The 25,070-nt window shown below is 43.3% G+C and carries 25 protein-coding genes and 7 tRNA genes; 22 read left to right on the forward strand and 10 right to left on the reverse strand.

Features of this window, described 5'->3' with window-relative positions; genetic code table 11:
- Positions 1-23: 23 nt before the first annotated feature.
- The 11 genes from AC19MV_RS16090 to AC19MV_RS16140 all read left to right on the forward strand — a co-directional run bounded on the left by AC19MV_RS16090 (position 24) and on the right by AC19MV_RS16140 (position 5,413).
- Positions 24-1,256: an FAD-dependent monooxygenase gene (locus tag AC19MV_RS16090; protein WP_498308805.1), complete on the forward strand. Its 1,233-nt coding sequence runs from the start codon at positions 24-26 to the stop codon at positions 1,254-1,256.
- Positions 1,257-1,405: 149 nt separating this feature from the next.
- Positions 1,406-2,011 (forward strand): aminoacyl-tRNA hydrolase, encoded by a 606-nt coding sequence (gene pth, locus AC19MV_RS16095; RefSeq protein ID WP_498308807.1) that lies wholly within the window; start codon positions 1,406-1,408, stop codon positions 2,009-2,011.
- Positions 2,012-2,089: 78 nt separating this feature from the next.
- Positions 2,090-3,181, forward strand: a complete 1,092-nt coding sequence (gene ychF / locus AC19MV_RS16100) for a redox-regulated ATPase YchF (protein WP_432399464.1) — start codon at positions 2,090-2,092, stop codon at positions 3,179-3,181.
- 204 nt (positions 3,182-3,385) lie between these two features.
- A tRNA-Met gene (locus AC19MV_RS16105) sits at positions 3,386-3,462 on the forward strand.
- A gap of 43 nt (positions 3,463-3,505) precedes the next feature.
- A tRNA-Leu gene (locus tag AC19MV_RS16110) sits at positions 3,506-3,590 on the forward strand.
- 46 nt (positions 3,591-3,636) lie between these two features.
- Positions 3,637-3,711, forward strand: a tRNA-Gln gene (locus AC19MV_RS16115).
- Positions 3,712-3,735: 24 nt separating this feature from the next.
- Positions 3,736-3,810: transfer RNA gene (locus AC19MV_RS16120), tRNA-Gln, on the forward strand.
- Between the two features lie 5 nt (positions 3,811-3,815).
- Positions 3,816-3,892: transfer RNA gene (locus tag AC19MV_RS16125), tRNA-Met, on the forward strand.
- A gap of 107 nt (positions 3,893-3,999) precedes the next feature.
- Positions 4,000-4,084 (forward strand) — tRNA-Leu (locus AC19MV_RS16130).
- Between the two features lie 44 nt (positions 4,085-4,128).
- Positions 4,129-4,203: transfer RNA gene (locus AC19MV_RS16135), tRNA-Gln, on the forward strand.
- 178 nt (positions 4,204-4,381) lie between these two features.
- Entirely contained in the window at positions 4,382-5,413 is a 1,032-nt protein-coding gene (locus AC19MV_RS16140; RefSeq protein WP_498308809.1) for a patatin-like phospholipase family protein, read from the forward strand.
- Positions 5,414-5,485: 72 nt separating this feature from the next.
- Here AC19MV_RS16140 and AC19MV_RS16145 read toward each other — a convergent pair whose 3' ends face one another.
- The 3 genes from AC19MV_RS16145 to lolB form a co-directional block, all read right to left on the reverse strand.
- Positions 5,486-6,433 (reverse strand): ribose-phosphate pyrophosphokinase, encoded by a 948-nt coding sequence (locus AC19MV_RS16145; RefSeq protein WP_011636202.1) that lies wholly within the window; start codon positions 6,431-6,433, stop codon positions 5,486-5,488.
- 91 nt (positions 6,434-6,524) lie between these two features.
- Positions 6,525-7,397, reverse strand: coding sequence for a 4-(cytidine 5'-diphospho)-2-C-methyl-D-erythritol kinase (ispE, locus tag AC19MV_RS16150; protein WP_498308811.1), 873 nt, complete (start codon positions 7,395-7,397; stop codon positions 6,525-6,527).
- Between the two features lie 40 nt (positions 7,398-7,437).
- Entirely contained in the window at positions 7,438-8,049 is a 612-nt protein-coding gene (lolB, locus tag AC19MV_RS16155; protein ID WP_498308813.1) for a lipoprotein insertase outer membrane protein LolB, read from the reverse strand.
- Between the two features lie 237 nt (positions 8,050-8,286).
- On the opposite strand from lolB, the gene hemA reads away from it, so the two are divergent.
- The 8 genes from hemA (at position 8,287) to AC19MV_RS16195 (ending at position 16,152) form a co-directional block, all read left to right on the forward strand.
- The gene (gene hemA / locus AC19MV_RS16160; RefSeq protein WP_432399460.1) at positions 8,287-9,537 is read left to right on the forward strand and encodes a glutamyl-tRNA reductase; all 1,251 of its coding nucleotides are present in this window, start codon (positions 8,287-8,289) and stop codon (positions 9,535-9,537) included.
- A gap of 14 nt (positions 9,538-9,551) precedes the next feature.
- Entirely contained in the window at positions 9,552-10,637 is a 1,086-nt protein-coding gene (gene prfA, locus AC19MV_RS16165; protein WP_432399459.1) for a peptide chain release factor 1, read from the forward strand.
- A gap of 9 nt (positions 10,638-10,646) precedes the next feature.
- A complete protein-coding gene (gene prmC, locus AC19MV_RS16170; protein ID WP_432399458.1) occupies positions 10,647-11,501 on the forward strand; it encodes a peptide chain release factor N(5)-glutamine methyltransferase in 855 nt (284 codons plus the stop codon).
- 119 nt (positions 11,502-11,620) lie between these two features.
- The gene (locus tag AC19MV_RS16175; RefSeq protein WP_432399457.1) at positions 11,621-12,016 is read left to right on the forward strand and encodes a SirB2 family protein; all 396 of its coding nucleotides are present in this window, start codon (positions 11,621-11,623) and stop codon (positions 12,014-12,016) included.
- 9 nt (positions 12,017-12,025) lie between these two features.
- The gene (locus AC19MV_RS16180; RefSeq protein ID WP_432399456.1) at positions 12,026-12,814 is read left to right on the forward strand and encodes a transglutaminase family protein; all 789 of its coding nucleotides are present in this window, start codon (positions 12,026-12,028) and stop codon (positions 12,812-12,814) included.
- A gap of 183 nt (positions 12,815-12,997) precedes the next feature.
- Positions 12,998-14,245 (forward strand): DUF819 family protein, encoded by a 1,248-nt coding sequence (locus AC19MV_RS16185; RefSeq protein WP_432399455.1) that lies wholly within the window; start codon positions 12,998-13,000, stop codon positions 14,243-14,245.
- Between the two features lie 17 nt (positions 14,246-14,262).
- Positions 14,263-15,114 (forward strand): 3-deoxy-8-phosphooctulonate synthase, encoded by an 852-nt coding sequence (kdsA, locus tag AC19MV_RS16190; RefSeq protein WP_432399454.1) that lies wholly within the window; start codon positions 14,263-14,265, stop codon positions 15,112-15,114.
- 165 nt (positions 15,115-15,279) lie between these two features.
- Positions 15,280-16,152, forward strand: a complete 873-nt coding sequence (locus AC19MV_RS16195; RefSeq protein ID WP_498308815.1) for a DMT family transporter — start codon at positions 15,280-15,282, stop codon at positions 16,150-16,152.
- A gap of 55 nt (positions 16,153-16,207) precedes the next feature.
- Here AC19MV_RS16195 and AC19MV_RS16200 read toward each other — a convergent pair whose 3' ends face one another.
- Both AC19MV_RS16200 and AC19MV_RS16205 read right to left on the reverse strand, forming a co-directional pair.
- Entirely contained in the window at positions 16,208-17,170 is a 963-nt protein-coding gene (locus AC19MV_RS16200; RefSeq protein ID WP_498308817.1) for a ketopantoate reductase family protein, read from the reverse strand.
- Positions 17,171-17,195: 25 nt separating this feature from the next.
- Positions 17,196-17,552, reverse strand: coding sequence for a VanZ family protein (locus AC19MV_RS16205; protein ID WP_432399451.1), 357 nt, complete (start codon positions 17,550-17,552; stop codon positions 17,196-17,198).
- A gap of 359 nt (positions 17,553-17,911) precedes the next feature.
- On the opposite strand from AC19MV_RS16205, the gene AC19MV_RS16210 reads away from it, so the two are divergent.
- A complete protein-coding gene (locus tag AC19MV_RS16210) occupies positions 17,912-18,397 on the forward strand; it encodes a YajQ family cyclic di-GMP-binding protein (protein WP_432399450.1) in 486 nt (161 codons plus the stop codon).
- Positions 18,398-18,616: 219 nt separating this feature from the next.
- On the opposite strand, the gene AC19MV_RS16215 is transcribed toward AC19MV_RS16210, so the two are convergent.
- The 4 genes from AC19MV_RS16215 to AC19MV_RS16230 form a co-directional block, all read right to left on the reverse strand.
- Positions 18,617-20,032: an AmpG family muropeptide MFS transporter gene (locus AC19MV_RS16215; protein ID WP_498308818.1), complete on the reverse strand. Its 1,416-nt coding sequence runs from the start codon at positions 20,030-20,032 to the stop codon at positions 18,617-18,619.
- 100 nt (positions 20,033-20,132) lie between these two features.
- Entirely contained in the window at positions 20,133-20,459 is a 327-nt protein-coding gene (locus AC19MV_RS16220) for a hypothetical protein (protein WP_432399448.1), read from the reverse strand.
- A 275-nt stretch (positions 20,460-20,734) separates the two neighbouring features.
- The gene (locus tag AC19MV_RS16225) at positions 20,735-21,319 is read right to left on the reverse strand and encodes a peptidylprolyl isomerase (RefSeq protein WP_498308820.1); all 585 of its coding nucleotides are present in this window, start codon (positions 21,317-21,319) and stop codon (positions 20,735-20,737) included.
- Between the two features lie 68 nt (positions 21,320-21,387).
- Positions 21,388-21,954 carry a YajG family lipoprotein gene (locus tag AC19MV_RS16230; RefSeq protein WP_498308822.1) on the reverse strand — a complete coding sequence of 189 codons (567 nt, stop codon included), beginning with the start codon at positions 21,952-21,954 and terminating at the stop codon, positions 21,388-21,390.
- A 231-nt stretch (positions 21,955-22,185) separates the two neighbouring features.
- Here AC19MV_RS16230 and AC19MV_RS16235 point away from each other — a divergent pair, with 231 nt between their 5' ends.
- Both AC19MV_RS16235 and AC19MV_RS16240 read left to right on the forward strand, forming a co-directional pair.
- Positions 22,186-23,211 carry a DUF2804 domain-containing protein gene (locus AC19MV_RS16235; protein WP_498308823.1) on the forward strand — a complete coding sequence of 342 codons (1,026 nt, stop codon included), beginning with the start codon at positions 22,186-22,188 and terminating at the stop codon, positions 23,209-23,211.
- Between the two features lie 76 nt (positions 23,212-23,287).
- A complete protein-coding gene (locus AC19MV_RS16240; protein WP_498296913.1) occupies positions 23,288-24,142 on the forward strand; it encodes a sterol desaturase family protein in 855 nt (284 codons plus the stop codon).
- A 38-nt stretch (positions 24,143-24,180) separates the two neighbouring features.
- Here the strand turns inward: AC19MV_RS16240 and AC19MV_RS16245 are convergent, their stop codons facing one another.
- Entirely contained in the window at positions 24,181-24,954 is a 774-nt protein-coding gene (locus tag AC19MV_RS16245; RefSeq protein ID WP_498308825.1) for a class I SAM-dependent methyltransferase, read from the reverse strand.
- Positions 24,955-25,070 lie beyond the last annotated feature (116 nt).

A 25,070-nucleotide genomic window follows, 5' to 3' on the forward strand; every position in this document is an offset into this window, starting at 1 on the left:
ACAATGCCAAACAGTTACTTTTTATGGATGTAGACACGATGCAAGATATTCCTCACGCTATGGATACGCAACCTTCAACTGAATACGATGTCGTGATTGTCGGCGGTGGTATGGTGGGCGCCGCGGCAGCGATTGGACTTGGACAACTAGGGTTAAAGGTCGCCGTTATCGAAGCGCGCGAACCACAAGCTTATGATCCTGAGCAGCCATTAGATGTGCGAGTATCGGCGATTAGTGTGGCATCCGAGCTGTTACTCACGCGTTTAGGCGTGATGGAGCAGTTATTAACGATGCGTCATGCTCCCTATAACGGCTTAGAAACCTGGGAAATGGACGGCTGCTTAACCTCTTTTACCGCAGAGCAAGTTGGCCAAACGCATTTAGGCTACTTTTTTGAAAATCGACTAATTCAATTGAGTTTGTGGCAGCAAATTCGCGTTATGGATAATGTTGACTTACTTTGTCCTCATAAAGTCAGCCAAATGACGCGGCATACCGCACAGCAAAAGATTGGGATTACCTTAGACGATGGCAGCCAACTGAACACTCGATTACTTGTTGGTGCCGATGGCGCGAATTCACAAGTGCGTCAATGGTCTGGTATTGGTGTTACTGGTTGGGATTATGCTCAATCAGCGATGTTAATCAATATTCAAACCCAAACGGAACAGCAGTCTGTTACCTGGCAACAATTTACGCCCGCTGGCCCAAGGAGTTTATTGCCGCTGCCTGGCAATAATGCATCACTGGTGTGGTACGACGATGCTAATCGCATCAAACAGCTATCACAATTAAACCCGTTACAATTAGCCGAACAAATTAAACAGCACTTTCCGTCAAGGTTAGATCCCAACTTTAGCGTCGAAAATAGTGGCAGTTTTACCTTAACTCGCCGCCATGCGCAGCGATATTACCAGGATAATCTGGTCATTCTTGGCGACGCAGCCCACACCATTAATCCACTGGCTGGTCAGGGGGTTAATATTGGCTTTAAAGATGTCGACGTGCTGGTGGCGCAAGTCGCCAACGCAATAGGCAGTGGTGAAACATGGTGGGAAGCCCGAGTATTAAAGCGTTATCAACAAGCGCGCTATTACGATAATCAACTAATGATGACGGCGATGGACGCTTTTTATGCCAGCTTTAGCAATGACTTATTACCGCTTAAGTTATTGCGTAATGGCGCATTAAAACTGGCGAATATCGACTCACCCATAAAGCGTAAAGTCTTAAAGTACGCACTCGGGTTAAATTAACTCACATCGTGAGCGAAACTTGTGGTTTGTTGACAAGCCATTTGAGTGCTAAAATGCCGCGTTTTGCATCATGTGTACACCATTGGCCCTTTAAAAGGGGATTTTCGGTGCAGACGTGAGTCATTCGCAAATAAACTGACTAGGTTGTGATGAGTAACATTAAATTAATTGTTGGGTTGGCAAACCCAGGTGCTGAATACGCACAAACTCGCCATAATGCTGGCGCTTGGTACGTGCAGGAACTCGCACGTATTTGTAATGTTCCTTTAGTTGCAGAGAGTAAATATTTCGGTGTCACTGCGCGCGCTATTTTGCACGGTAGAGATGTGCGTTTATTGATCCCAACGACATTCATGAACTTAAGCGGTAAGTCTGTTGCCGCATTAGCCAACTTTTTCCGCATTTTGCCTGAAGAAATTTTAGTGGCACATGATGAATTAGACATGGACCCCGGCGTAGCCAAATTTAAGTTAGGCGGCGGACATGGCGGACATGGCGGACATGGCGGACATAATGGTTTAAAAGACATTATTGCCAGTTTAGGTAACGACAAAAATTTCCATCGTTTGCGCATTGGCATTGGCCACCCAGGCGATAAAAATAAGGTTAGCGGTTACGTATTAGGCAGAGCTCCTGCTATTGATCAAGAGCGCATAAATGCGGCTATTGATGAAGCTGTGCGTTCAACCGAGATTTTATTTAACCAAGATATGGCGAAAGCCATGCACAGATTACATTCGTTTAAAGCAGAATAAGCTCAGCAAGTTTTGTTTTAACACCTCATTCGACATCATTATCCATTGGGATAATTCTACATATATAAAGGTAAGCATATGGGTTTTAAATGCGGCATTGTTGGTCTGCCAAACGTAGGTAAATCAACGCTGTTTAATGCGTTAACACAAGCGGGTATTGAAGCGGCAAACTTTCCGTTTTGTACTATTGAGCCAAACACGGGTGTGGTACCGGTACCAGATGCACGTCTTGATGCGTTAGCTGCTATTGTTAAACCTCAGCGTATTTTACCTACTTCTATGGAGTTCGTTGATATCGCAGGCCTTGTGGCCGGTGCATCGAAAGGTGAAGGATTAGGTAACAAATTTTTAGCTAACATTCGTGAAACGGATGCAATTGGTCATGTAGTACGTTGTTTTGAAGATCCGAACATTGTTCACGTAGCCAATAAAATCGACCCGGCTGGTGACATTGAAGTCATTAACACTGAATTGGCATTAGCTGACTTAGATGCATGCGAACGTGCTCTATTTCGTCAAGTCAAACGTGCTAAAGGCGGTGACGGTGATGCAAAATTTGAAGTCGCAGTACTTGAAAAAATGCGTCCAGTGTTAGACGAAGGAAAGATGTTGCGTTCGTTGGAATTAACTAAAGAAGAGTTAGCAGCTGTTGCTTACCTTAATTTCTTAACGATTAAACCAACCATGTACATTGCTAACGTTGCTGATGATGGTTTTGAAAACAACCCTCACTTAGATGTTGTTCGTGCTATCGCGGCAACAGAAAATGCTATCGTTGTACCAGTATGTGCTGCTATTGAATCAGAACTTGCCGAAATGGAAGCTGAAGACCGTGCAGAATTTATGACAGACCTGGGTTTAGAAGAATCTGGTTTAGACCGGGTTATTCGTGCCGGTTACGAATTACTGAATCTGCAAACTTACTTTACTGCAGGTGTAAAAGAAGTGCGTGCATGGACAGTGCCTGTTGGCGCATCTGCTCCACAAGCGGCAGGTGTGATCCATACCGACTTTGAACGTGGCTTTATTCGCGCTCAAGTGATGGCATATGACGACTTTATTACCTTCAAAGGCGAAGCTGGCGCTAAAGAAGCCGGTAAATTGCGTGTTGAAGGTAAGACTTACATCGTTAAAGATGGCGATGTAATGCATTTCTTATTTAACGTATAAGCGTTATTAAGATTGCCAAAAGGGGCGTAAGGCGAATATCGGGTTGTTAATTGGGTTTATTTTGTCGATTCGGCATCCAGTTTGGTGAAGTTATAGCCGAACAAGACGATTTGATGAAAATAGCGAAAAAAACCAGTTGACCTCGATAACCTGAATAAGCATAATACGCCCCGTTCCTCGCCAAGAGGGATTGCAAGAAGTAGTGGCAATATAGCTCAGTTGGTTAGAGCACAGCACTCATAATGCTGGGGTCGCAGGTTCAAATCCCGCTATTGCTACCATTACTTTGCACATCTTACTCAGGATGTAAAACAAGAGTGTTGTGCGGGAATGGTGAAATTGGTAGACACGCCAGATTTAGGTTCTGGTGCCGCAAGGTGTGAGAGTTCAAGTCTCTCTTCCCGTACCATTTATTAGAAAGGCTGGCTTAAGCGGGCATTTCAGAAAAGTTTGATTGGGATATCGCCAAGCGGTAAGGCACTGGGTTTTGATCTCAGCATTCCAAGGTTCGAATCCTTGTATCCCAGCCATTTATAAAGTTAGAAAAAGATTATTGGGATATCGCCAAGCGGTAAGGCACTGGGTTTTGATCTCAGCATTCCAAGGTTCGAATCCTTGTATCCCAGCCATCTTTGGCAATATAGCTCAGTTGGTTAGAGCACAGCACTCATAATGCTGGGGTCGCAGGTTCAAATCCCGCTATTGCTACCATTTTTACTCGGTAGAATGAGGGCTTTATCAAAGTACTTTATTATTGCCAGTAGAAATCAAAGTTTACTCTTAATAAAATTTGAGTATACTCTAAGTTAAAATTTGATGCGGGAATGGTGAAATTGGTAGACACGCCAGATTTAGGTTCTGGTGCCGCAAGGTGTGAGAGTTCAAGTCTCTCTTCCCGTACCATCAAATTTGTAACACCTCTGTTTTACAATAAATTGCTACACAATTGGGGTATCGCCAAGCGGTAAGGCACTGGGTTTTGATCTCAGCATTCCCAGGTTCGAATCCTGGTACCCCAGCCAAATTCTAAAAAGCCCGTCTTAATGACGGGCTTTTTGCTTTTTATTTTTTGATGTTTATTTTCAAATACGACAATTGATAGCCTTTTCCTATTAGCGCAATTGATTCTATCCATTATCTATCTTCGCGACAGTTCTTTAGACTTGCCTTATACAGTCAATTAGCAAGTATCAGGTCAATATGAACAGCCAAGCAACAACTCCAGACATCCCTTTAAAGCAAGCGTCACAGCCCATGACAGCTTTGATTGCCGAAGGCGGTGGACAGCGTGGTATTTTTACCGCGGGGGTATTAGATGCATGGTTAGACGCTGAATTTGATCCATTCGATCTGTTTATTGGCACTTCTGCTGGCTCGCAAAATCTCACCAGTTTTTTATCAAGACAAAAGGGTTACGCGAAACGTTTAATACGGGGGTTGTCGCGTCATAAACGTTTCTATCAACTAGGCCGGGGGCTGGTCGGTGGCCATGTGGTGGATTTAGATTGGTACTTTGATAAAACAACTCATGGAAGTTTTGCGTTAGATTTTTCGGCAGCGGCAAAAACATTGGGTCAAAGACAATTATTGATCACCGCAACCAATGCAAGAGATCGTCAAGGGTACTTTTTAAGCCCTAGTGATGATAACAACCATTGGCGTGAACTGTTAAAGGCGTCGAGCGCATTACCGTTTCTTTATAAACAAGGTGTAAAGTTAACGCCTTGGTTAGCATCTCATGCTGCAAACCAAAGCGAAGAGGATATGCAACCAATACAAGAAGACTTCTTTTTAGATGGTGGCTTAGCCGCGCCATTACCGGTGCGAGAAGCCTATCAACGTGGCGCGCGTAAAATTGTGGTGATCCGCACAGTAAATGCTGATTTTCAAGCGCAATCGGCTTGGGTGCATAAGCTTAAATCGTGGATTTGTGTCTCTGGATATTGCCCAAAAACCATTGATTACTTAGTTCAGCATGAGCAAGCGTATCAAGATGAGTTAGCGTTTATTGCTAATCCGCCAGACGATGTTGAGATTATCCAGATTTTTGCCAATGACATCTTACAAAGTAAATTATTGGGCAGCACTGATGCAGGCTTACTTCATGATTATCATACTGGTTTGGCAGCGGGTAAACTGTTTGTGCAGCAACAAGAGGATAACGATATGAGCTCTATCATGATGCAAAGCCAACAAGCTTCTATTGCATCTCAACAGGCGTTATCTGCTTAGTTGGTATGCAAGGTCGCTTAAACAAAAAACGCACTCAATTGAGTGCGTTTTGCTGTTAACTAATCGGTTAGATTAGTGGCGGAACATCGCAGAGATAGACTCTTCGTTGCTCACGCGACGGATTGCTTCAGCAAGTACAGCTGACATAGTCAACTGAGTCACTTTAGCGACTTTAAGCATTTCAGGGCTTAAAGGTACCGTGTCGGTTACGATTACTTCATCAATCACTGAGTTCGCAATGTTTTCTGCAGCGTTACCCGAAAAAACTGGGTGGGTAGCATAAGCAAATACGCGATTAGCGCCATGCTCTTTTAATGCTTCAGCTGCTTTACATAATGTGCCACCCGTGTCGATCATGTCATCAACAATGATGCAATCACGGCCTTGAACATCACCAATAATGTGCATGACCTGGGCAACGTTAGCTTGTGGGCGACGTTTATCGATAATCGCAAGATCTGAATCATCTAATAACTTAGCCACCGCACGAGCACGAACTACACCACCGATGTCTGGAGAAACCACTACTGGGTTTTCAAGCTTTTTAGCCAGCATGTCTTCAAGTAACACAGGGCTACCGAATACGTTATCAACTGGTACGTCGAAGAAACCTTGAATTTGTTCAGCGTGGAGATCGCACGTTAGTACGCGGTCAACACCAACGCTAGACAAAAAGTCAGCAACTACTTTAGCGGTAATAGGTACACGGGCACTGCGTACACGACGGTCTTGACGAGCATAACCAAAGTACGGGATAACGGCAGTAATACGACCAGCAGACGCACGACGAAGTGCATCAACCATAACAATAAGCTCCATGAGGTTATCGTTGGTTGGTGCGCAAGTAGATTGAATGATAAACACATCCGCACCACGTACATTTTCGTTTATTTGAACACTGATTTCACCGTCGCTGAAACGGCCTACAACTGCATCGCCAAGTTTGCAAAATAAACGATCGGCTATCTTAGCGGCTAGATTTGGGGTAGCGTTACCAGCAAAGAGCTTGATGTCGGGCACTTTATGAACCTCAGGTGTTTGCTTAACTATTAAAGGCTAGATCAATTTTACGTGTTGTCACTCAAAACTGACCCAGAAGAAAAATATGTTGTTAGAGTTGCTCAAGCCGCGTTAATAACGGTGACTTGTTCATCCCTTTTGCGACAAAACCCTGCATATCGGCCGGTAATTCGGCTAAAGCGTCAAGGGCTTGCTGCGAATGTGTAAATTCCCCGAACACGCATGCACCTGTTCCGGTCATTCTCGACGGCGCATATTCTACCAGCCAGCTTAAGGCATTGGCAACTTGAGGGTACTGCGTTGTGACCAGTTTTTGACAATCATTGGTCCATTTTTGTGTCATTAGGCTATTTAAATCTAACTTTGGGGTGTGGCGTGGTAAATCAGGATGCTGGAATATATCTTTAGTCGACACATGCACATCAGGGACTATCACTAAATACCAAGGTTCGTCTGGTTGTACCGTTACAAGCTGTTCTCCAACGCCTTCTGCAAAAGCGGATAAACCAGTAATAAAAACAGGTACATCGGCACCTAAAGTGAGCCCTATTTCTGCTAACTTTGATTGCGAAACATTGGTTCCCCAAAGGGCATTTAATGCGACAAGTGTGGTGGCTGCATCAGATGAACCGCCACCTAAACCTCCGCCCATCGGCAATAATTTATTTAACCAAATATGCGCACCCCCTTTATATTGAGTGTAACGCTTAAGAGATTTTGCGGCTTTAAGAATTAAGTTATCGCTGTCTGCGACAGAATCACCTAAATTAGAGTGCAATACCAGCTCGGCAGAAGCGGTAACATGGAAATCGAGGTAATCACAATGGTCAATAAACTGAAATAGTGTCTGCAACTCATGATAACCATCAGCGCGCTGACCTGTTATGTGTAAAAATAAGTTAAGTTTTGCTGGCGCTGGCCAACTCTTAGATGCAAGTGATTTAAGTGAGCTGGTTGATTTCATATATTCACTACCTTGTTGATAGATCAATTTACCGGATTAACTATTGGGCTTTGATCTGAACCGCTGTCCATTGGTTACTTTGAATCTTGATTTGCACATCGTCACGCTCAATCTTTAATAACTTAGGGACGAGCGCACCGCTTTGCTGTTGCCAACTCATAAATGTCACATGCCAATCTGATTGTGGGTCGTGGCTGATTAGCTGCTTAATGGTGCCATCAGGATAATAGCTAACAATATTATCATTGCTGCCCGTTTGCCCTGTGATCCACAGTGGTAAGCTGTCTAATGGAATTGACCAACCACTAATACCGGTTAATAAGTATTGGGCACTGCGGTCATGATAAGTTTTTCCGTCGACTTCTAACGTCGCCATGCCTTGATTCGTTGTCAGTGTTAATACAGTAGTACCCAATACCGTGGTAAGACGTAGATCGTTTGCGGCTGGTTGATGCAACCAATAAAGGTTGGTGCTGAATTTATCATCCGCAGTTTTAACGACAATTTTACCTTGAAGCTCCCACGATTTTGCTTGCGAGGCCTGGCTGACGTCTATAGGGGTAAATTGCTCAGACGGCGTGATAGTACAGCCTGTTAGTAATAACAGAGTGAAAATTACAGAGGTATGAAACGCTGATACTGATAAACGCAATGGCTTGCCTAACAGTTGCTGAAGATAGGCTTATGATACTGGGCTTACGCTATGATGTAAAAATGCTTTTCCAAAATTAATGTGATTTTAATCTAACGAATAAGACAATCACCTTATATCTAAGAAATAAAAAAATTAAACATTTATTCGGTTTTGTTAAGCCAATTGTGTTTTTAGTTGGTTCAATTCAGTAGAATAGCCTAATTAACGTCACCGAAAAGAACTTGATACAGTCAAATGAGCCTAGTAGCAATCGGGATAAACCATAAAACCGCCACGGTAGATTTGCGAGAAAAAGTCGCTTTCTCTCCAGACCGCATTCATGACGCCATGAAAAGCTTGGCGAGTCGCACTCGTACGGGTGAGGCTGTGATTGTGTCTACCTGTAATCGCACTGAACTGTACTGTAATAATGCCGATAAAAACGACATTATTGAATGGTTAGAAGACTATCATCAGCTTAACCATGAAGAATTGATGCCGTGCATTTATGCCTACGAAGAGCAAGTTGCTGTGAAGCATTTAATGCGCGTAGCCTCTGGATTAGATTCTTTAGTGTTAGGCGAACCACAGATTTTAGGTCAAGTGAAGCAAGCTTTTGTCAAAGCCAAAGAAGCGGGCACCACAGCCGCGACCATTGATCGCCTATTTCAAAATACCTTCTCCGTGGCCAAAAAAGTCCGTACTGATACAGAAATTGGTGCCGCAGCGGTGTCGGTCGCGTTTGCTGCCGTGAGCATGGCAAAGCATATTTTCTCGTCGTTGAGTACCACCAAAGTCTTGTTAATTGGTGCCGGTGAGACCATCGAGTTGGTTGCTAAGCATCTTAAAGACAATGGTGTTGCTTCAATGGTTGTGGCAAATCGCACAATTGAGCGTGCACAAGCCATGTGCGAAGAGTTCAATGCCACAGCAATTACCTTGCAACAAATACCAGACTTTCTCGCTAAAGCCGATATCGTGATATCCTCTACCGCAAGCCCATTACCGATTTTAGGTAAAGGCATGGTCGAAAAAGCATTAAAACAGCGTCGCCATCAGCCGATGTTGTTAGTCGATATTGCAGTTCCGAGAGATATTGAAGCAGAAGTCGGTGAGTTAGACGACGCATTCCTTTATACTGTCGACGATCTGCATAGCATTATTGAACAGAACATGGCTTCACGTAAGGAAGCCGCCGAGCAAGCAGAATTAATTACTGAAGATCAATCGCACTTATTTATGGAGTGGATTAGGTCTTTAGAGTCAGTCGACAGTATTCGCGAATATCGCAGCCAGAGCTTGGCGATTAAAGATGAGTTAGTTGAGCGAGCCTTGAACAAATTGTCTCAAGGCGGTGATAGTGAGCAAGTGATAATCGAGTTAGCCAATAGGTTAACCAATCGCTTAATTCATTCTCCAACGCAATCGCTTACCTCAGCCAGTCGTCAAGGTGATTTGAATACAGTAGGCCTATTAAGAACTGCGCTTGGTTTAGATAAAAACTAAGGTTAGCGAGCTAAATGAAAGAATCCGTTATCCGCAAGCTAGAAGGCTTGCTTGAGCGTAATGAAGAAGTATTGGCATTACTAAGTGATGCAAGCGTGATTGCGGATCAAGACCGCTTCCGTGCGTTATCAAAAGAATACTCACAACTTGAAGATGTTGTGAGTAGTTTTAAGGCATTTCAACAAGCACAAAAAGATTTTGACTACGCCAAAGAAATGCTTGAAGAAGACGATGCTGACATGCGCGAAATGGCGCAAGAAGAGTACAAATCATCTAAGCAAACACTTGAAAAGCTTGAAGATGAATTGCAAGTGTTGCTATTGCCTACCGATCCTAACGACGACACTAACGCGTTCTTAGAGATCCGTGCCGGTGCGGGTGGCGATGAAGCCGCTATTTTTGCTGGCGACTTATACCGTATGTATTCACGTTTTTGTGAAGCAAACCGCTGGCAAATGGAAGTCATGAACCTTAACGAAGGTGAACATGGCGGCTTTAAAGAAATTATTGTTAAAGTGAGCGGCGACGGTGCCTACGGTAAACTAAAGTTTGAGTCTGGCGGACATCGAGTTCAACGTGTACCAGAAACTGAATCTCAAGGTCGTGTCCACACATCTGCATGTACGGTAGTGGTATTACACGAAGTGCCAGAAGCCGAAGCAATTTCAATTAACCCTGCCGATCTTAAAGTCGATACTTTCCGTGCATCAGGCGCGGGTGGTCAGCACGTTAACAAAACGGATTCAGCGATTCGTATCACCCATATTCCATCAGGCATTATTGTTGAATGTCAGGATCAGCGCTCTCAGCACAAAAACCGCGCCCAAGCGATGAGTGTGTTGGCTGCACGTATTCAAGCGGTTGAAGATGAAAAGCGTCGTAGTGCTGAAGAAACAACACGTCGTAGCCTGGTTGCCAGTGGCGATCGTTCAGAGCGCATCAGAACGTATAACTACCCACAAGGCCGTGTGAGCGATCACCGCATAAACTTAACCTTATATCGTTTAAACGAAGTGATGGAAGGTGACTTAAATGCGTTACTTGATCCTATCATGTTAGAACATCAAGCAGACATGCTTGCCGCTCTCGCCGACGATTAAGGAGTGAACTTGCCTCAGTCTTCGTATTCAACTATCGCTGAAGCCCTGCAATGGGCTTATTCGCAATTAGCGGCAACTTCAGAATCTGCACACGTAGATGCTGAGGTGTTGTTATTGCATTGTTTGAATAAAAATCGCAGCTTTTTATATACTTGGCCTGAAAGGCAACTCACTAGCGATCAATTTAAAGCGTTTAGCCAGATGGTGGCCAAACGTCAAAGTGGCTCGCCTGTGGCGCACATTATTGGCGAACGTGAGTTTTGGTCATTGCCTTTTATCGTCAATGACTCAACCCTCATCCCCAGACCCGACACTGAAATTTTAGTTGAAACCGCACTGAATTTAACATTGCGCCATAATGCGAAAGTGTTGGATTTAGGGACGGGCACTGGCGCCATAGCATTATCTCTAGCGTCAGAACGACCAAAGTGGCGTATTACCGCCATCGATAATGTCCCTGGGGCCGTTGAATTAGCGAAAGCGAATCGCGCTAATTTAAACTTACCTGACGTAGAGATTATTCAATCTAATTGGTTTTCATCGGTTGAACACCGCGACTTTGACTTAATTGTGTCAAATCCACCGTACATTGATGAAACAGATGAACACCTCAACATGGGCGACGTGCGCTTTGAACCACAAAGTGCGCTCACTGCCGCCGATCATGGTTATGCGGATTTATTCCACATCGCCGATATTGCGCGTTCGCACTTATTAGCGGGTGGTTATTTATTGCTTGAGCATGGTTATGAGCAAGCAATCATCGTTCGCGAAAAACTCATCGAGTTAGGCTATCAAAACGTCGCTACCGTGCGCGATTTTGGCAGTAACGATCGTTGCACCCTAGGCCAATGGGTCGATTAATTATCAACATTTGCGGGTAAACCTCCTTAAACATGCTTAACGACCATCACATTGGTATCCGTTAGGCTGTTCGAGTACACTAGCCGCGATTTTATTTATTATCTTAAGAGACTTTAGTAATGGAAACATTTTACAGTTTATATCCAGCGGTAAAACACTCTCACATGCTGTTAGTCGCATTAAGTGTCATCTTCTTTATTGCGCGCTTTGTGCTGCATTTACGTCAGTCTCCTATTATGGAGAAAAAGTTTGTCAAAGTGGCGCCACATGTCATTGATACTTTTTTACTGCTGTCTGGTTTTACGCTTTGCTTTATGATCAAGCAGTATCCATTTGTCGACCCGTGGATGACAGAGAAAATCATCTGTGTGGTGGCGTATATTGCATTAGGGATTATGGCGCTCAAATCTAACCGTAATAAGCTGTTTAAGTTTTTTGCTTTTATCGGTGCGATTGGTTGGGTAGTGTTAGCGGCCAAGCTGGCTCATTTTAAACAAGTCGTATTCGTGGGTTAATTGGTTTTAATGGCAAAATATCTTCTTAACGATGCAGTTTCGATCCCTGAAACTGCATTTGAGCTTTCTGAACACCTTGGTTTTTCAAAGTCTAAACCTGCTATGTGGGCTTGGTATGAAATGTCAGGGGCGGTGCTCAGCCATTACGTGGTTGACCAACAAACCCGTTTGCAAGGTTTGTTTAATTGGTTTTACAAAGACTTAGGCTTTTGCGCCCGAGACAATTACTTTAGTGTTGAAGCAGCCGACTTAAGTTACTGCGTGTTAAAGCGTCAGGGCAATAGCACAACACTCTCGATATTATTGATTTTATTAGCAAAACAACTTGATTTGAAATTAGAGGCTATATTACTCCCAGGTAATACGGTATTAAAAAGTCAGGTGAGTGATGTGATTAAATATCACGACCCATTAACGGGTAAAGAGCTGGACCGTCATCAATTGCACGCTTTAGTCCGTGGTGAAATGGGCAATGCGGCTAAATTGAAGCCAAGTCATTTAAAACCTGCAACCTTAAAACGCTTAATCAGCCGTATGTTGCATGAGTTAAAGGCTGGCTGCATAGTGAATCAAAAATTTGAGTCGGCTATGGAGTGTTGTAATTTGCTATTGCAATGGCACCCTGATGATGTGCACTTAAACCGTGAACGGGCTTTTATTGCCCAGCAGTTAGGGTGCATTAAAGTGGCGATTTCTGACTTGCAACATTTTATTGATTTGAGCCCGCACGATCCGGTTGTTGAGCTGGTTAAGATTCAATTAAAAGAGTTGAGTCAACATACCCAGGTTTACCATTAAGTTGATGAGTTAAATGCGCTGTTTTATTGAATAAAGCAGCGCAATATAATAATAGGCTGTAAAAGCCAGTTCTAATCAACATAAAAATCAACATAAAAATCAACATAAAAATCATCAAAAATGATTTAACGTAATGATAATTATAACTATTATAAATATTGCTTTTGCAAGGGAGAATACTGCATGACCACGTCAGCTATGGTGAGCAATGATGCCACCGCACTGGGTTTACTCGCCGTTATTTTAGGTTTTGTGTTTTATACCAGTTCATCGCCACATCCATTTTGGCAAAAGTTTTACAAATATATCCCCGCGTTATTATTGTGCTATTTCTTACCTTCTTTGCTTAATACTTTTGGTGTGGTCGATGGCCATACTTCACAATTATATTTTGTCGCCTCGCGTTATTTACTCCCCGCTTGTTTAGTTTTGCTTATTTTAAGTGTCGATTTAAAAGCCATTTTAGGCCTTGGCCCTAAAGCAGTGATCATGTTTTTAACCGGTACCCTTGGTATTGTTATCGGCGGCCCGATTGCATTATTGCTTGTGTCGATGATTGACCCAAGCTTAATTGGTAACAATGGCCCTGATGCTGTTTGGCGTGGTATGACTACGCTGGCTGGTAGCTGGATTGGTGGGGGTGCTAACCAGGCCGCCATGAAAGAGATATATGAAGTCGGCGGCGAAATTTTCTCTGTTATGGTGACGGTCGATGTGATTGTGGCTAACATTTGGATGGCCGTATTGTTGTTTATGGCATCAAAAGCGAAAGAGATTGATGCTAGAACCGGTGCCGACACCACTGCGATTGAAGCGTTAAAAGAAAAAGTAGAAAAATACCACGCTGAAAACTCACGCATTCCATCACTGCGCGACATTATGATGATTGTGGCTGTCGGTTTTGGTGTCACGGGTTTTGCCCATTTTGCCGCCGACTTTTTAGGGCCGTTTTTTGAAGCGAATTACCCATGGACAGAAGATTACAGCTTAACCTCTAAGTTTTTCTGGTTAGTGGTGATCGTGACTACCGTTGGTTTGGGTCTTTCATTTAGCCCAGTGCGTCACCTAGAAGCTGCCGGTGCGTCTAAAATTGCTTCTGCATTTTTATACATTTTAGTGGCAACGATTGGTTTGCATATGGACGTGTCCAAAATAATGGATACGCCCATTTACTTCCTCGTTGGTGTGGTGTGGATGTTAGTACACGCAAGCTTGATGCTACTAGTGGCTAAACTCATTAAAGCGCCATTGTTCTATATGGCGGTGGGCAGCCAGGCAAACGTTGGCGGCGCGGCTTCTGCCCCTGTTGTGGCTGCGGCATTCCACCCTGCGCTTGCGCCAGTAGGAGTATTGTTAGCGGTATTTGGTTATGCATTAGGTACCTACATGGCATGGCTATGTGGTCAGTTATTACAAGTTGTCGCAGGTTAATGCGCAAAGAGGTTCAAATGGATCAAAAAATTATTCAGTTAGTTAATGACATTCAAGTGGCCAATGACAAGCCATTTGTACTATTTGGTGGCATGAATGTGCTTGAGTCTCGCGACTTAGCCATGTCGATTGCAGAGCACTATGTTGAAGTGACCCAAAAGTTGGGTATTCCTTATGTGTTTAAAGCGTCATTTGACAAAGCGAACCGTTCATCGGTTAATTCATACCGTGGCCCAGGTATGGAAGAAGGCTTACGTATTTTTGAAGAGATTAAATCAACTTTCAATGTGCCATTAATCACCGACGTGCACGAAGTACACCAATGTGCACCTGTTGCCGAAGTGGTTGATATTATTCAGTTGCCAGCGTTTTTAGCTCGTCAAACCGATTTAGTGGTGGCGATGGCAAAAACCGGCGCTGTGATCAATGTGAAAAAACCGCAATTTTTAGCGCCACATGAAATGCGTCATATCATCACCAAATTTAATGAAGCAGGTAACGACAACATTATTTTGTGTGAACGTGGCAGCAGCTTTGGCTATAACAACCTCGTGGTAGACATGTTGGGTATGGACGAAATGAAGCAAACCGGTTATCCGGTAATCTTTGATGCGACTCATGCACTACAACGCCCTGGTGGTCGAGCAGACTCAGCTGGTGGCCGTCGTGCACAAGCGACTGAGCTTGCACGCAGTGGCATGGCGTTAGGCTTAGCAGGCTTGTTTATTGAAGCGCATCCTGATCCAGATAATGCAAAATGTGATGGCCCGTGTGCATTGCCACTGCATTTGTTAGAAAAGTATCTTACTCAGATGAAAGCTGTCGATGACTTGGTTAAATCATTTGAGTTTATTGATACCAGCAAGTAAGACACCTTTATTAACAATGAACAAAGAAGAGAACAGGCAAGTTGAGTTTTAATCAATTTACACCGTAATCTGTGTCTTTTCATTGTGGTAAACAGTAATCTGGTTGCCCTTGTATAAGCCCTGACTTTTTACAAAGTTGGGGCTTTTGTTTTTCTGGATGTAACGATGTGGATTTTATTTACCTTCCTTGCTGCATTTATGCAGGCTTGGCGCAATGCCTTTCAAAGTAAGCTGAGTAAAGAGGTTAGTGTTGCTGGAGTCACGCTCGCTCGATTCATTTGGGCAGGGCCGATAGCCGCAGCGTATTTATTTAGCTTGCATCAATACCAGCCCGCAGCGATGCCAGATTTTGGCGCAACATTTTGGGGCTTTGTCATTGGCGCCTCATCAATGCAAATTCTTGCTACTGGCTTAATGGTTAAGCTGTTCAAAATGCAAAACTTTGCTATAGGGGCAGGGCTAGCAAAGAGTGAGGCATTAGTCGCCGCAATCCTTGGGGTGTTCTTCTTCGGCACCCAATTGTCACTACTTGGTTGGGCTGGCGTTGTGGTCGGCGGGATTGCGATTATGCTGCTCAGCAGTAGACAAGGATTCAAACAATTATCACTTAAAACCGTGTTGTTAGGTTTAGCCTGTGGCAGTGCGTTTGCCTTAACATCCCTTTGGGTGCGCGAAGCAAGTTTAGCCCTACAAGGGCCGTTTACTCATCGTGCTGCATGGGTTTTGTTGTGGGTTATTAGTATTCAAACGGTTGTGCTGATAGCTTATTTACTGGCAAAAGATAAATCAACACTAGTCGCGCTGTGGCAAAGACCCACACTCACGTTATCCATAAGCGTCACCAGTTGTATTGGCTCAATTGGTTGGTTTAGCGCTATGTCGTTACAAGCGGTGCCCTATGTCAAAACCCTGGGGCAAGTCGAAGTGTTTTTTACGCTTATTATTGCGGCGTTTTGGCTTAAGGATAAAGTCAAAATCAACGATGTCGCTGGCTTGGTGCTCATTGCAATCGCCGCTATTTTGGTGATGTGGAGTTAATCGCGACATCAGATAAATGGTTATAGCTAAAGGGTGGCTAAGGTGAGCAAGACTATCAAGAAGGGTTAAGTTGTAAAACTTGCTCGAGTAGCTGTTGATTATGCGGGACAGCTAATCTGTGCAGTTGTGCTTGCTGGCAAATATAGCCATTAATATAGTTGATTTCAGTGGCTCGATGATGGGCCACATCTTGATACATAGATGAGTAGTTAGCCGCTGTGAGCTTAATGACTTGATACACTCTGGCGCTTATCAAGATGGGATCTAACTCAATCCCATCGCATTTGGCGACGTGTACTAACTCCTCAATAATAGCAGCAATTTGCAGCCGATATTCATCATTGGCTAATTGACCATTGGCACAATGATACAGCGCGGTTAATGGGTTAATTACCGCATTAATTGCCAGCTTTTGCCACAATACTGCTAATACCGGTTGATGCCATTCAAGCGCTTGATTGTCTCGATGCAATCCATCCATTCGTGCTTTTAGTCCTGTGCTTAATTCACTGCCACAATAATAGCCCAGTTGAGTGACCCCAAATCCGGTGTGCTTAATATGCCACTGGCTAACTTTTAATGCCGCTTGTGATGTTGTGCCCAGTGTTAAGCCTTGGCTTGGATGTTGCGCTAGCGCCTCTGTAACCACTAAATGCGGCCCCAAACCATTATGCAATAATACAATATGGCACCGTGGTGATAATTTATTAAGCAGCGGCAGCAGGGCGGTTGCAACTTGATACGCTTTAACGCACACCAGTAACAAACTGACCTCAGCAAGACGAGGATCGTTTGTCCCCAATATCAAAGCATCGCTGCTATGAGTGAGCCCACTATGGTCAGTAAACTGTAATTGTTGTTGCTGAGTATGCGGCTGGCGGCCAATTAAGGCTATGTCGTTACTTGGTAGGGCGCTGTCGCTATGGCAAAGCTGGTGATACATTAACTGACCTATTGCGCCCGCTCCCAGTATGGCGATATTGGGCGAGTTGAATGGTATTGTTAATGTATTTGCCATCATCAGGCCTTATAGTGATGTGTAGTTAAGGCTTATTTCTTAATTTACGATATTGTAATATCGAAAAATTAAGTAGATAAAATAAAGCGATACCAGCAAAGTCGGCAGCGACATCGCCAACCGAAGCACTGCGATAAGGTAAGCGAGATTGTACAAGCTCAATCAAAATGGCGTAGCTGCCTAAAGCGGCACATAAATAATACCATTTTGGTTTAAAGGCGTAGTGTGCAAGATACGAGAGAGCAAAAAAGCTGCCCAAGTGGCCCACTTTATCCATATGAGAAAAAGTTTGTGGGTAGTTCGGTTTAGAGAAAACTAAATAGCTGGTCACAATTACGGCGACAACTAACGCAAGTTTAAACATGTTTTTGTAAGTGATCACGAGCGTTACATCAGCCTTGTGAAACGAAAATATACTTAATAATAAGAAACCTGTTTGATATTGTCACGAATAAACCACTATGCTCGTTCATAATTGTTCAATTAGCGTGTTTTCCAGTCTTAAGAATGGCTATCGACTATTGATAAAATCCAATGATAATGGGCTTTGGTGATACTTTTGTGGCAAAAACACCCACTTAGTTATTTTTTGTTAATCAAGTAAATCTTTGCCACAATTTTGCGAAAGTAGACCGGTTAGATTTGCACGTTACTATCCCGTTAAATCTACCTAGTGTAAAATAAACTAAACCATGAGCGTTTGGGTGAATAACCCGATGAAGTATCAAAGAGGAAAGCAACATGCCATCTATGGATGTAATATCAGAAATTGATGAAGAAGAACTACGTAACGCAGTAGAGAACTCCCGTCGTGAAGTGTCTAGCCGATTTGATTTACGTGGTAAAGAAATAGAAATTGATTTGAAAGATAATGTTGTCACTTTAAAAGCAGAAGATGACTTTATTTGTAAGCAATTAGTCGACATATTGCGCATGCAGCTCAGTAAACGTAATGTTGACCCATCTGCAATGGAAGTTGACGACAAGGCAATACATAGCGGTAAAACCTTCAGTTTAAAAGTCAATTTTAAGCAGGGTATTGATACGTTGGTGGCCAAAAAGCTGGTTAAAGCGATTAAAGACAGCAAGCTTAAAGTGCAGTCAGCCATTCAAGGCGACAAAGTCCGCATAACCGGCAAAAAACGAGATGATTTACAAGCCGTAATGCGATTGGCTAAAGAGTCAGAGCTAGGTCAGCCGTTTCAGTTTGATAACTTTAAAGATTAATTCTTAAAGCGACTCATGCCTTAGCGTTAAACGCCGAAATAAAAAGCCGATACGGGAAACCTTATCGGCTTTTGTGTTTTTAAGGCATGCCCTTGGGGAACCTGTAAAGTTGTGGACGCTTTGCTATCGACTTGTGGCTGTTCTAATATTCAGAGTCACCCGTTGTATCCAAATGAATTGGTTATAGCCCTAGTTTATCCCGATGCTCCAGATGCTCTGTTAACCTTTATCCGCTGGCACATCAATTGTCCCGTCAGGCGATGCCACTGCGGCGGCAGAGACTTGGTTTTGCGATCGATTGACCAATATCACTAACAGCAATACTGGAAAGCCTATCAAACTTGCAGCGACAAAGAAGTTTATATAACCAAATGCATCGACATACAAGCCTGAAAATCCGGCGATAAACTTTGGGAACAGCAACATAATCGACGACAATAACGCGTATTGTGTCGCGCTGTAGCCACTGCTGGTTAAACTCGACAAATAAGCAATAAATGCAGCGGTAGCAATACCGGCACTGAAGTTATCGACCGAAATAGCAAAGGTTAAAAAGGGGATGTTGTAGCCAATATAAGCCTGCCACGCGAATAATAAATTGGTGATAGCCACTAATAATGCGCCTAAAAATAGAATCTTCATGGTGCCATAGCGCATCAATAACACACCACCAAAGGCTGCACCCACTAAGGTCATGATTAAGCCGTAGACCTTACTGATAAAGGCGATTTCTTCTTTGTTAAAGCCCATATCAACGTAGAACACGTTGGCCATAATACCCATGACGATGTCAGAAATACGATAACAAGAAATCAGCAGTAAGATTAAAACTGCACTCTTGCCATAACGTTTAAAGAAGTCAATAAACGGCAAAACGCTGGCGCTATAAAGCCAAGCCATGGCCCCAGCGATTTTCTTTGGGTATTTTGCGGCAAAGTCTGCCCGTAGTTGACGTTCTTTTTCGTCAGCATGCTTGGTATCGACTTGCGGTTCTTGACTAAATAGGGTGGTTAAAATACCCACGCCCATCAACATGGCCATAGCAAAGTATGCCGTTTGCCAGGCTTCTAAATTATAAGAGTCATCACCAGGGGAAACCCACGCAGCGATAGTTAATGCGCCAGCGGTGGCAATAATCATTGCACTGCGATAACCCACTTGGTAAGCCGCAGCCAGTGCGGCTTGCATTTTTTCGGGTGCCGATTCAATTCTAAACGCGTCGATAACAATATCTTGAGTGGCAGAAGCAAATGCGAGTAATAAAGCACACAAGGCTAAACGTTCAAGGTTAACGACAGGGTCGCTTACCGACATGCCTAAAATGGCACCGACTAAGCACAATTGCGCAAAGAGCATCCAGCCACGTCGCCGCCCCAAAAAACGTGTAAATAATGGCAGTGACATACGGTCGACAAGGGGAGACCATGCCCATTTAAAAGCGTAGGTTAGGGCTATCCAGCTGAAATACCCAATGGCGGCCCGGTCAACACCCGCTTCACGCAGCCAAAAGCTAAGCGTTGAAAAGACCAGCATAAGCGGTAAGCCAGCAGAGAACCCCAGCAATAATAAAATGAACACACGTTTGTGGTAGTAAACCGACAAGGCTTCACGGGCTTGAGAGAAGAAAACCGACATAAGACAACTGGATAAAGGAGAATGGCTCTAGCTTATGTTGCAAGGGGTTTAGGTTCAAGCCATTCACGCAGTTTATTGAACGAGTTTGAGTTAAAAATGATTAAGGTCTGATACCAATACAGCTTTGCGGCATATTGCCGCCGATATTAATGTAGTCACAGCAGTCGTGTACTTGTTGGCGAAGATATTGATTTCCTTTAATTGCCCATCCTGACCAATGGTCAAAACAATACAGTAAGTGCCAAAAAACTTTTTCTGTATCACTGGGTAGGTCGGCGGATTGCTTATTTGGAATGCATTGCCATTCTTCTAGTACATCCCACATATACAATTGAATCTCTTTGTAATCGAGTTGATTGTCTAAAAAGGCTTTGCCGTAATAAGCTAATTGTGGCGCTTTGGTTTCGATAAAATCATTAGCTGTCATGAAAAATGTCCTTGGTAATGGATGCATGATGAAACAGCGACGACGTTGATTAAAATTAGAGTATAGACCCAAAATTTGACCATGATAGAAAATATGACAAAATTAATTTATGTTAAATAATTAGATAATTACTATTTAAATTAAGAGGTTGAAAAATACGGGAATAAAAAGTTGAGTAAAAACAATAAGCGGAAAGATGGTGGGTGTTCAGAAAGTAATCAAAATGCCGATAACGCGCCTAACTGTTAATGATGATTAAGCGCGTAATGATTGTTTTAGCGTGGCAATAATGTCGCTTTTTTCAGCAATACGGTTTTAACCGGTACATCTGGCCAATTTAATGTGCTGTTGTGCTCGGTTTCAACCAATGAGATGGCTTCAAGCACATTCATCCCCTGGGTCACTTCGCCAAACACCGTGTATCCCCAGCGACGTTTTGATGGATCTAATTTTTTGTTGTCACCGACATTAAAATAAAACTGTCTTGTGGCCGAGTGTGGATCGTTATCTCGCGCCATGGCAATGGTGCCCATGGCATTAGACAGACCATTACCAGACTCATTAACAATAGGCGCCATTGATGGGCGTTCTTCAAGTTTAGTGGTTAATCCGCCACCTTGTACGACAAACTCTGCAATGACACGGTGAAAAATTGTGTTGTCGTACTCGCCTTTTACCACATAGGTTAAAAAGTTATCGATGGTTAATGGCGCACGGGTACGGTCTAATTCAACCACAATTTTGCCCATGGATGTGTCGAACTCCACTTGTGGGTAAATAGTGTCTTTTTGAATATCAACCGCGGCAGAGGCAGATAAACTGGTTACCAGCAACAGGCTGGTGGCGAGCCATTTAAACATAGTGAGAGTCCTTTGGGCGGCATCGTGTTGATGCCGCAGATCGCTAAATAGAGAAAATACCGAGGGGGTTAACGTTGAATAAACTGATGCAGTTCATCATCGTTAAGGATTTCGGTAGTGAGCTTGTCGATTAATTGATTAATATCGAGCTCTAGTGTGGCAAAGTCGGGGCTTAATGGGCCTTTAAGATAGCCATTAGCATTGTATGATTTAGTGAATTGTTGCTGAGCATTTTTTGCCAGTACGTTGATCACTAAGCGGGTTTTGGATTCAAAGCTGAATGTGGTGTCGGTAACATCAGCCAATAAGTAATTTAATTGGAATTGTACTGAGTTACGTGCAGCAGGGTCGACGACGTAGCCGGCTTTGATCATACCGTTACGGAACAGCTTATCAAGTTGTTGGCGCATAGGCTCTGTGGTGCCAATCAATTGCGGCGTGTTATCGCCTTCACTAATGCGTAACACAAAGCTCGCTTCACGAGTGTCTATGGTTTCGATTAACACCTGAGTGTCAGATTCGGTTTGCAAGCTAACCGCACCAAGCGTTGGATTAAGACCGATTTGAGTTGGCTCATAACTGGCACAAGCTGTGAGTAATAATGATGACAGTAAAACGGGAATGAGTGACTTCATATGGCAATAATTTTTAACAAAAGGTAGCTAAAGGATACCAGAAATTGTTTACCATTCCAGTGCAATAGCATATTGCTTAAACAATTATGTGCGGCGTAGACGGTTCGGATGCTCTATGGAAGCGATTGTTCGCCTATCAGTTTAAATGGTGACTTGAAGCTATCATCAATTCAGTTTAGTTTGGTTAAATTCTATTTCGTTGACTAATTCGTCGCCGTAGCAGGAAAACCAATGCAGCATGTTCAATCACAATTAGCGCCACCCAAATTGATTGCCACTGATGGACAACCAGTCTTTGGTGTTTTTGATGGTATTGTCGATTCACTCAATGTAAAACAGTTTGCCTATTTCAATGAGATGGATAAGCCTGCTTCAGCGTTATCGAAACACTTTGATTTTAAGCAATTTCAATTTGTTAGCATTATTACCCCTCATTATATTATTGCCTTGGCCGTTGCGGATATTCGCTATGTTGCCAATGGTTTTTGTTACCTTTACGACATTAAAGCCAATAAGCTCAGCCAAACGCAGTGGTTAACACCGTTAGGGATCGGCTGCCAACTAAGTGAGTCACCTAAACAGGGACGAGCAGCAATAGGCAGTAAGCGAAAAGGTGTTGCGATTGATATTGTCGAAGGCCAATGGCACGTTGCAATAAATTTGGCGGATATTCAGGCCAATTTACGCATACAACCTGCTCCGCTAAGTTTGCCGATAAGCATATGTACGCCAACCGGTTATAACGGCTGGACCTATACGCAAAAGCATAATGGTTTAACGGTAACCGGGCAATTAACGATTCATCATGAGCCACAACCGTTGCAATATGCGCTAGCAGGTTATGACTTTTCTGCTGGATTTATGCGCCGCGAAACCAGTTGGCGCTGGGCATCAATTAATGCGCAAACTGAGGCGGGAATTATCGGGCTTAACCTTGCTGCAGGGGTGAATGAAACCGGTCAAACAGAGAATGTGATGTGGATAAATGGCGAGCGTCACTTATTAGGCGCCGCGCAATTTGATTTTAATCGACATTCGCAACAAGATCTGTGGCATATCACCACCAATGATGGTCAAGTCGATTTGTATTTTAGGCCGCTTAACCAGCGCAGTGAGAAACTCAATTTAATCTGGTTGAAGAATAACTTTAGGCAATATATCGGCTATTTTAGTGGCGTGATAACCGATAACAACGGTAATCAATACCCTCTGCATAATCAGCTAGGGTTAACAGAAGACCATTTTGCTAAATGGTGATAGACCAAATAACATAAAGCGGCCGATATAACGCGGTTGTTCAAACAATAAAAATAATAATAAATGGACAGTGAATATGGATATGGATTTATTGATTGCTCACCCTGAGTGGTTATTACTGGTACTGGCACCAATTTTTTTCGGCTGTATTTTGTTGGAATGGTGGTTTGGTGTGCGCGCTAAACGTTTACCTGAAAATGCCCAATATCGCCCGGCAGAAGTGTTGTGCAATTTTGTGTTGGCAGGGATGCATCAAGTCGCCGATATCATTGCAGGCTTATTGATAGCCAAAATCTATTTGCACTTCTTTGGTTGGCGTTTGTTCGATATCGACATGACGCTATTAACATTTGGCTTATTACTGATAGCTCAAGACTTTTGCTATTACTGGTTTCATCGCGCAAGCCACCGCATTCGCTGGATGTGGGCTGCCCATGTGGTACATCATAGCTCTGAAAATATGAATTTTAGTACCGCTTTTAGACAAAGCCTTATGTATCCATTAGCTGGAATGTGGCTATTTTGGTTGCCTTTGGTGGTGATTGGATTCGACCCTAACTGGGTGGTATTTGCGGTATTGCTCAATTTGGGCTTACAGTTTTTTGTTCACACCCAGGCGATTAAATCCTTAGGCCCGTTAGAGTGGATTTTTAACACACCGTCTCACCACCGTGTTCACCATGGGCGCAACCCGCAATACATTGATAAAAACTATGCGGGTGTGTTGATTATTTGGGATAAAATGTTTGGCACCTTTGAGCCTGAAATTGAAACCGTGCGATACGGCATTACTAAACCCGTCAACAGTTTTAACCCACTCGTGGTTACGTTTAGTGAGTGGCGCGACATGTGGCGTGATGTGACTAAGCCTCAATTATCGTTAAAACAACGTCTAAGAATATTATTTTTACCGCCTAAAACACATCAATAATTTACGCACTTGGGTATGTAAAGCAGTACCGTGTCACCCTATTTTGCTTTGCTAGCCTTAATTGAGTAAATCAGCGGGATAGGGTGATCATTGTGTATGAGTTGATACCCTTTTTTGTCGATAAATTCCAGGCCTTCGATGCAGTCGTAAGGGCTAAAAGGATACTCATTAACCCCTTCAATACGTAACCCCGCCGAAATGAGTGCGCTAATCACTTCACTTAAAGGATGTGGCCATGTGGCAACCGTTTCGATTTTGTCGTTATGATTTTCAGTGTAGGTTACTTCATCTTCGACATCCGGTTGTGACTGTGCAAAGTATCCATAACCTGACAGCACGTCATTAAACGGATGAAATTCAACTAAATGAAACTCGCCGCCAGGGGTTAATGCGCCAGCAATGGTTTGTGCCCAACGAGTTAAATCGGGTAACCAAGCAAGTACGCCATATGAGGTAAAGACGATGTCATACTGCGTGGTGTTATTGTCACCGAATTGATAGATGTCATTGTTGATGAATGTTACTGGTAAGTGCAACTGGGCTGCCAGTTTTTTTGCTGTTGCAATCGACTCGCTTGATAAGTCTACCCCAGTCACTTTAGCGCCCAATCGTGCCCACGATAAGCTGTCTTGACCAAAATGACATTGTAGGTGTAACAGGCTTTTGCCTTGTACATTGCCAACTTGTTCAAGTTCAATGGGATTTAATGATGACTTGCCATCGATAAACGCCTGTAGGTCGTAAAATGATGAGTCTAGATGAATATTGGTACGCTGATCCCATGCGTGCTTATTGATTGCTAAGTAGTCCATTTTTGTGTGTTCTTATTCGCCTTATTCACAATAGCTAATCATATTACTGGTTTGCCTGTCAGTATGCTAATCGATGGATGGTATTTGTTTATATAAAAAAGGCTTGCTAACACCGG

Source organism: Shewanella sp. MF05913 (assembly GCF_059758095.1).

What these genes read in the sequence shown, in the direction of transcription:
- AC19MV_RS16180 (WP_432399456.1), top strand. Translation starts at nt 12,026, where the DNA reads ATGGCAAAATATCTTCTTAACGATGCAGTTTCGATCCCTGAAACTGCA.
- AC19MV_RS16240 (WP_498296913.1), top strand. Translation starts at nt 23,288, where the DNA reads ATGGATATGGATTTATTGATTGCTCACCCTGAGTGGTTATTACTGGTA.
- prfA (WP_432399459.1), top strand. Translation starts at nt 9,552, where the DNA reads ATGAAAGAATCCGTTATCCGCAAGCTAGAAGGCTTGCTTGAGCGTAAT.
- ychF (WP_432399464.1), top strand. Translation starts at nt 2,090, where the DNA reads ATGGGTTTTAAATGCGGCATTGTTGGTCTGCCAAACGTAGGTAAATCA.
- AC19MV_RS16090 (WP_498308805.1), top strand. Translation starts at nt 24, where the DNA reads ATGGATGTAGACACGATGCAAGATATTCCTCACGCTATGGATACGCAA.
- AC19MV_RS16235 (WP_498308823.1), top strand. Translation starts at nt 22,186, where the DNA reads ATGCAGCATGTTCAATCACAATTAGCGCCACCCAAATTGATTGCCACT.
- AC19MV_RS16220 (WP_432399448.1), bottom strand. Translation starts at nt 20,459, where the DNA reads ATGACAGCTAATGATTTTATCGAAACCAAAGCGCCACAATTAGCTTAT.
- AC19MV_RS16210 (WP_432399450.1), top strand. Translation starts at nt 17,912, where the DNA reads ATGCCATCTATGGATGTAATATCAGAAATTGATGAAGAAGAACTACGT.
- AC19MV_RS16215 (WP_498308818.1), bottom strand. Translation starts at nt 20,032, where the DNA reads ATGTCGGTTTTCTTCTCTCAAGCCCGTGAAGCCTTGTCGGTTTACTAC.
- pth (WP_498308807.1), top strand. Translation starts at nt 1,406, where the DNA reads ATGAGTAACATTAAATTAATTGTTGGGTTGGCAAACCCAGGTGCTGAA.
- AC19MV_RS16230 (WP_498308822.1), bottom strand. Translation starts at nt 21,954, where the DNA reads ATGAAGTCACTCATTCCCGTTTTACTGTCATCATTATTACTCACAGCT.
- AC19MV_RS16185 (WP_432399455.1), top strand. Translation starts at nt 12,998, where the DNA reads ATGACCACGTCAGCTATGGTGAGCAATGATGCCACCGCACTGGGTTTA.
- AC19MV_RS16175 (WP_432399457.1), top strand. Translation starts at nt 11,621, where the DNA reads ATGGAAACATTTTACAGTTTATATCCAGCGGTAAAACACTCTCACATG.
- AC19MV_RS16200 (WP_498308817.1), bottom strand. Translation starts at nt 17,170, where the DNA reads ATGGCAAATACATTAACAATACCATTCAACTCGCCCAATATCGCCATA.
- kdsA (WP_432399454.1), top strand. Translation starts at nt 14,263, where the DNA reads ATGGATCAAAAAATTATTCAGTTAGTTAATGACATTCAAGTGGCCAAT.
- AC19MV_RS16140 (WP_498308809.1), top strand. Translation starts at nt 4,382, where the DNA reads ATGAACAGCCAAGCAACAACTCCAGACATCCCTTTAAAGCAAGCGTCA.
- AC19MV_RS16245 (WP_498308825.1), bottom strand. Translation starts at nt 24,954, where the DNA reads ATGGACTACTTAGCAATCAATAAGCACGCATGGGATCAGCGTACCAAT.
- AC19MV_RS16195 (WP_498308815.1), top strand. Translation starts at nt 15,280, where the DNA reads ATGTGGATTTTATTTACCTTCCTTGCTGCATTTATGCAGGCTTGGCGC.
- AC19MV_RS16225 (WP_498308820.1), bottom strand. Translation starts at nt 21,319, where the DNA reads ATGTTTAAATGGCTCGCCACCAGCCTGTTGCTGGTAACCAGTTTATCT.
- hemA (WP_432399460.1), top strand. Translation starts at nt 8,287, where the DNA reads ATGAGCCTAGTAGCAATCGGGATAAACCATAAAACCGCCACGGTAGAT.
- ispE (WP_498308811.1), bottom strand. Translation starts at nt 7,397, where the DNA reads ATGAAATCAACCAGCTCACTTAAATCACTTGCATCTAAGAGTTGGCCA.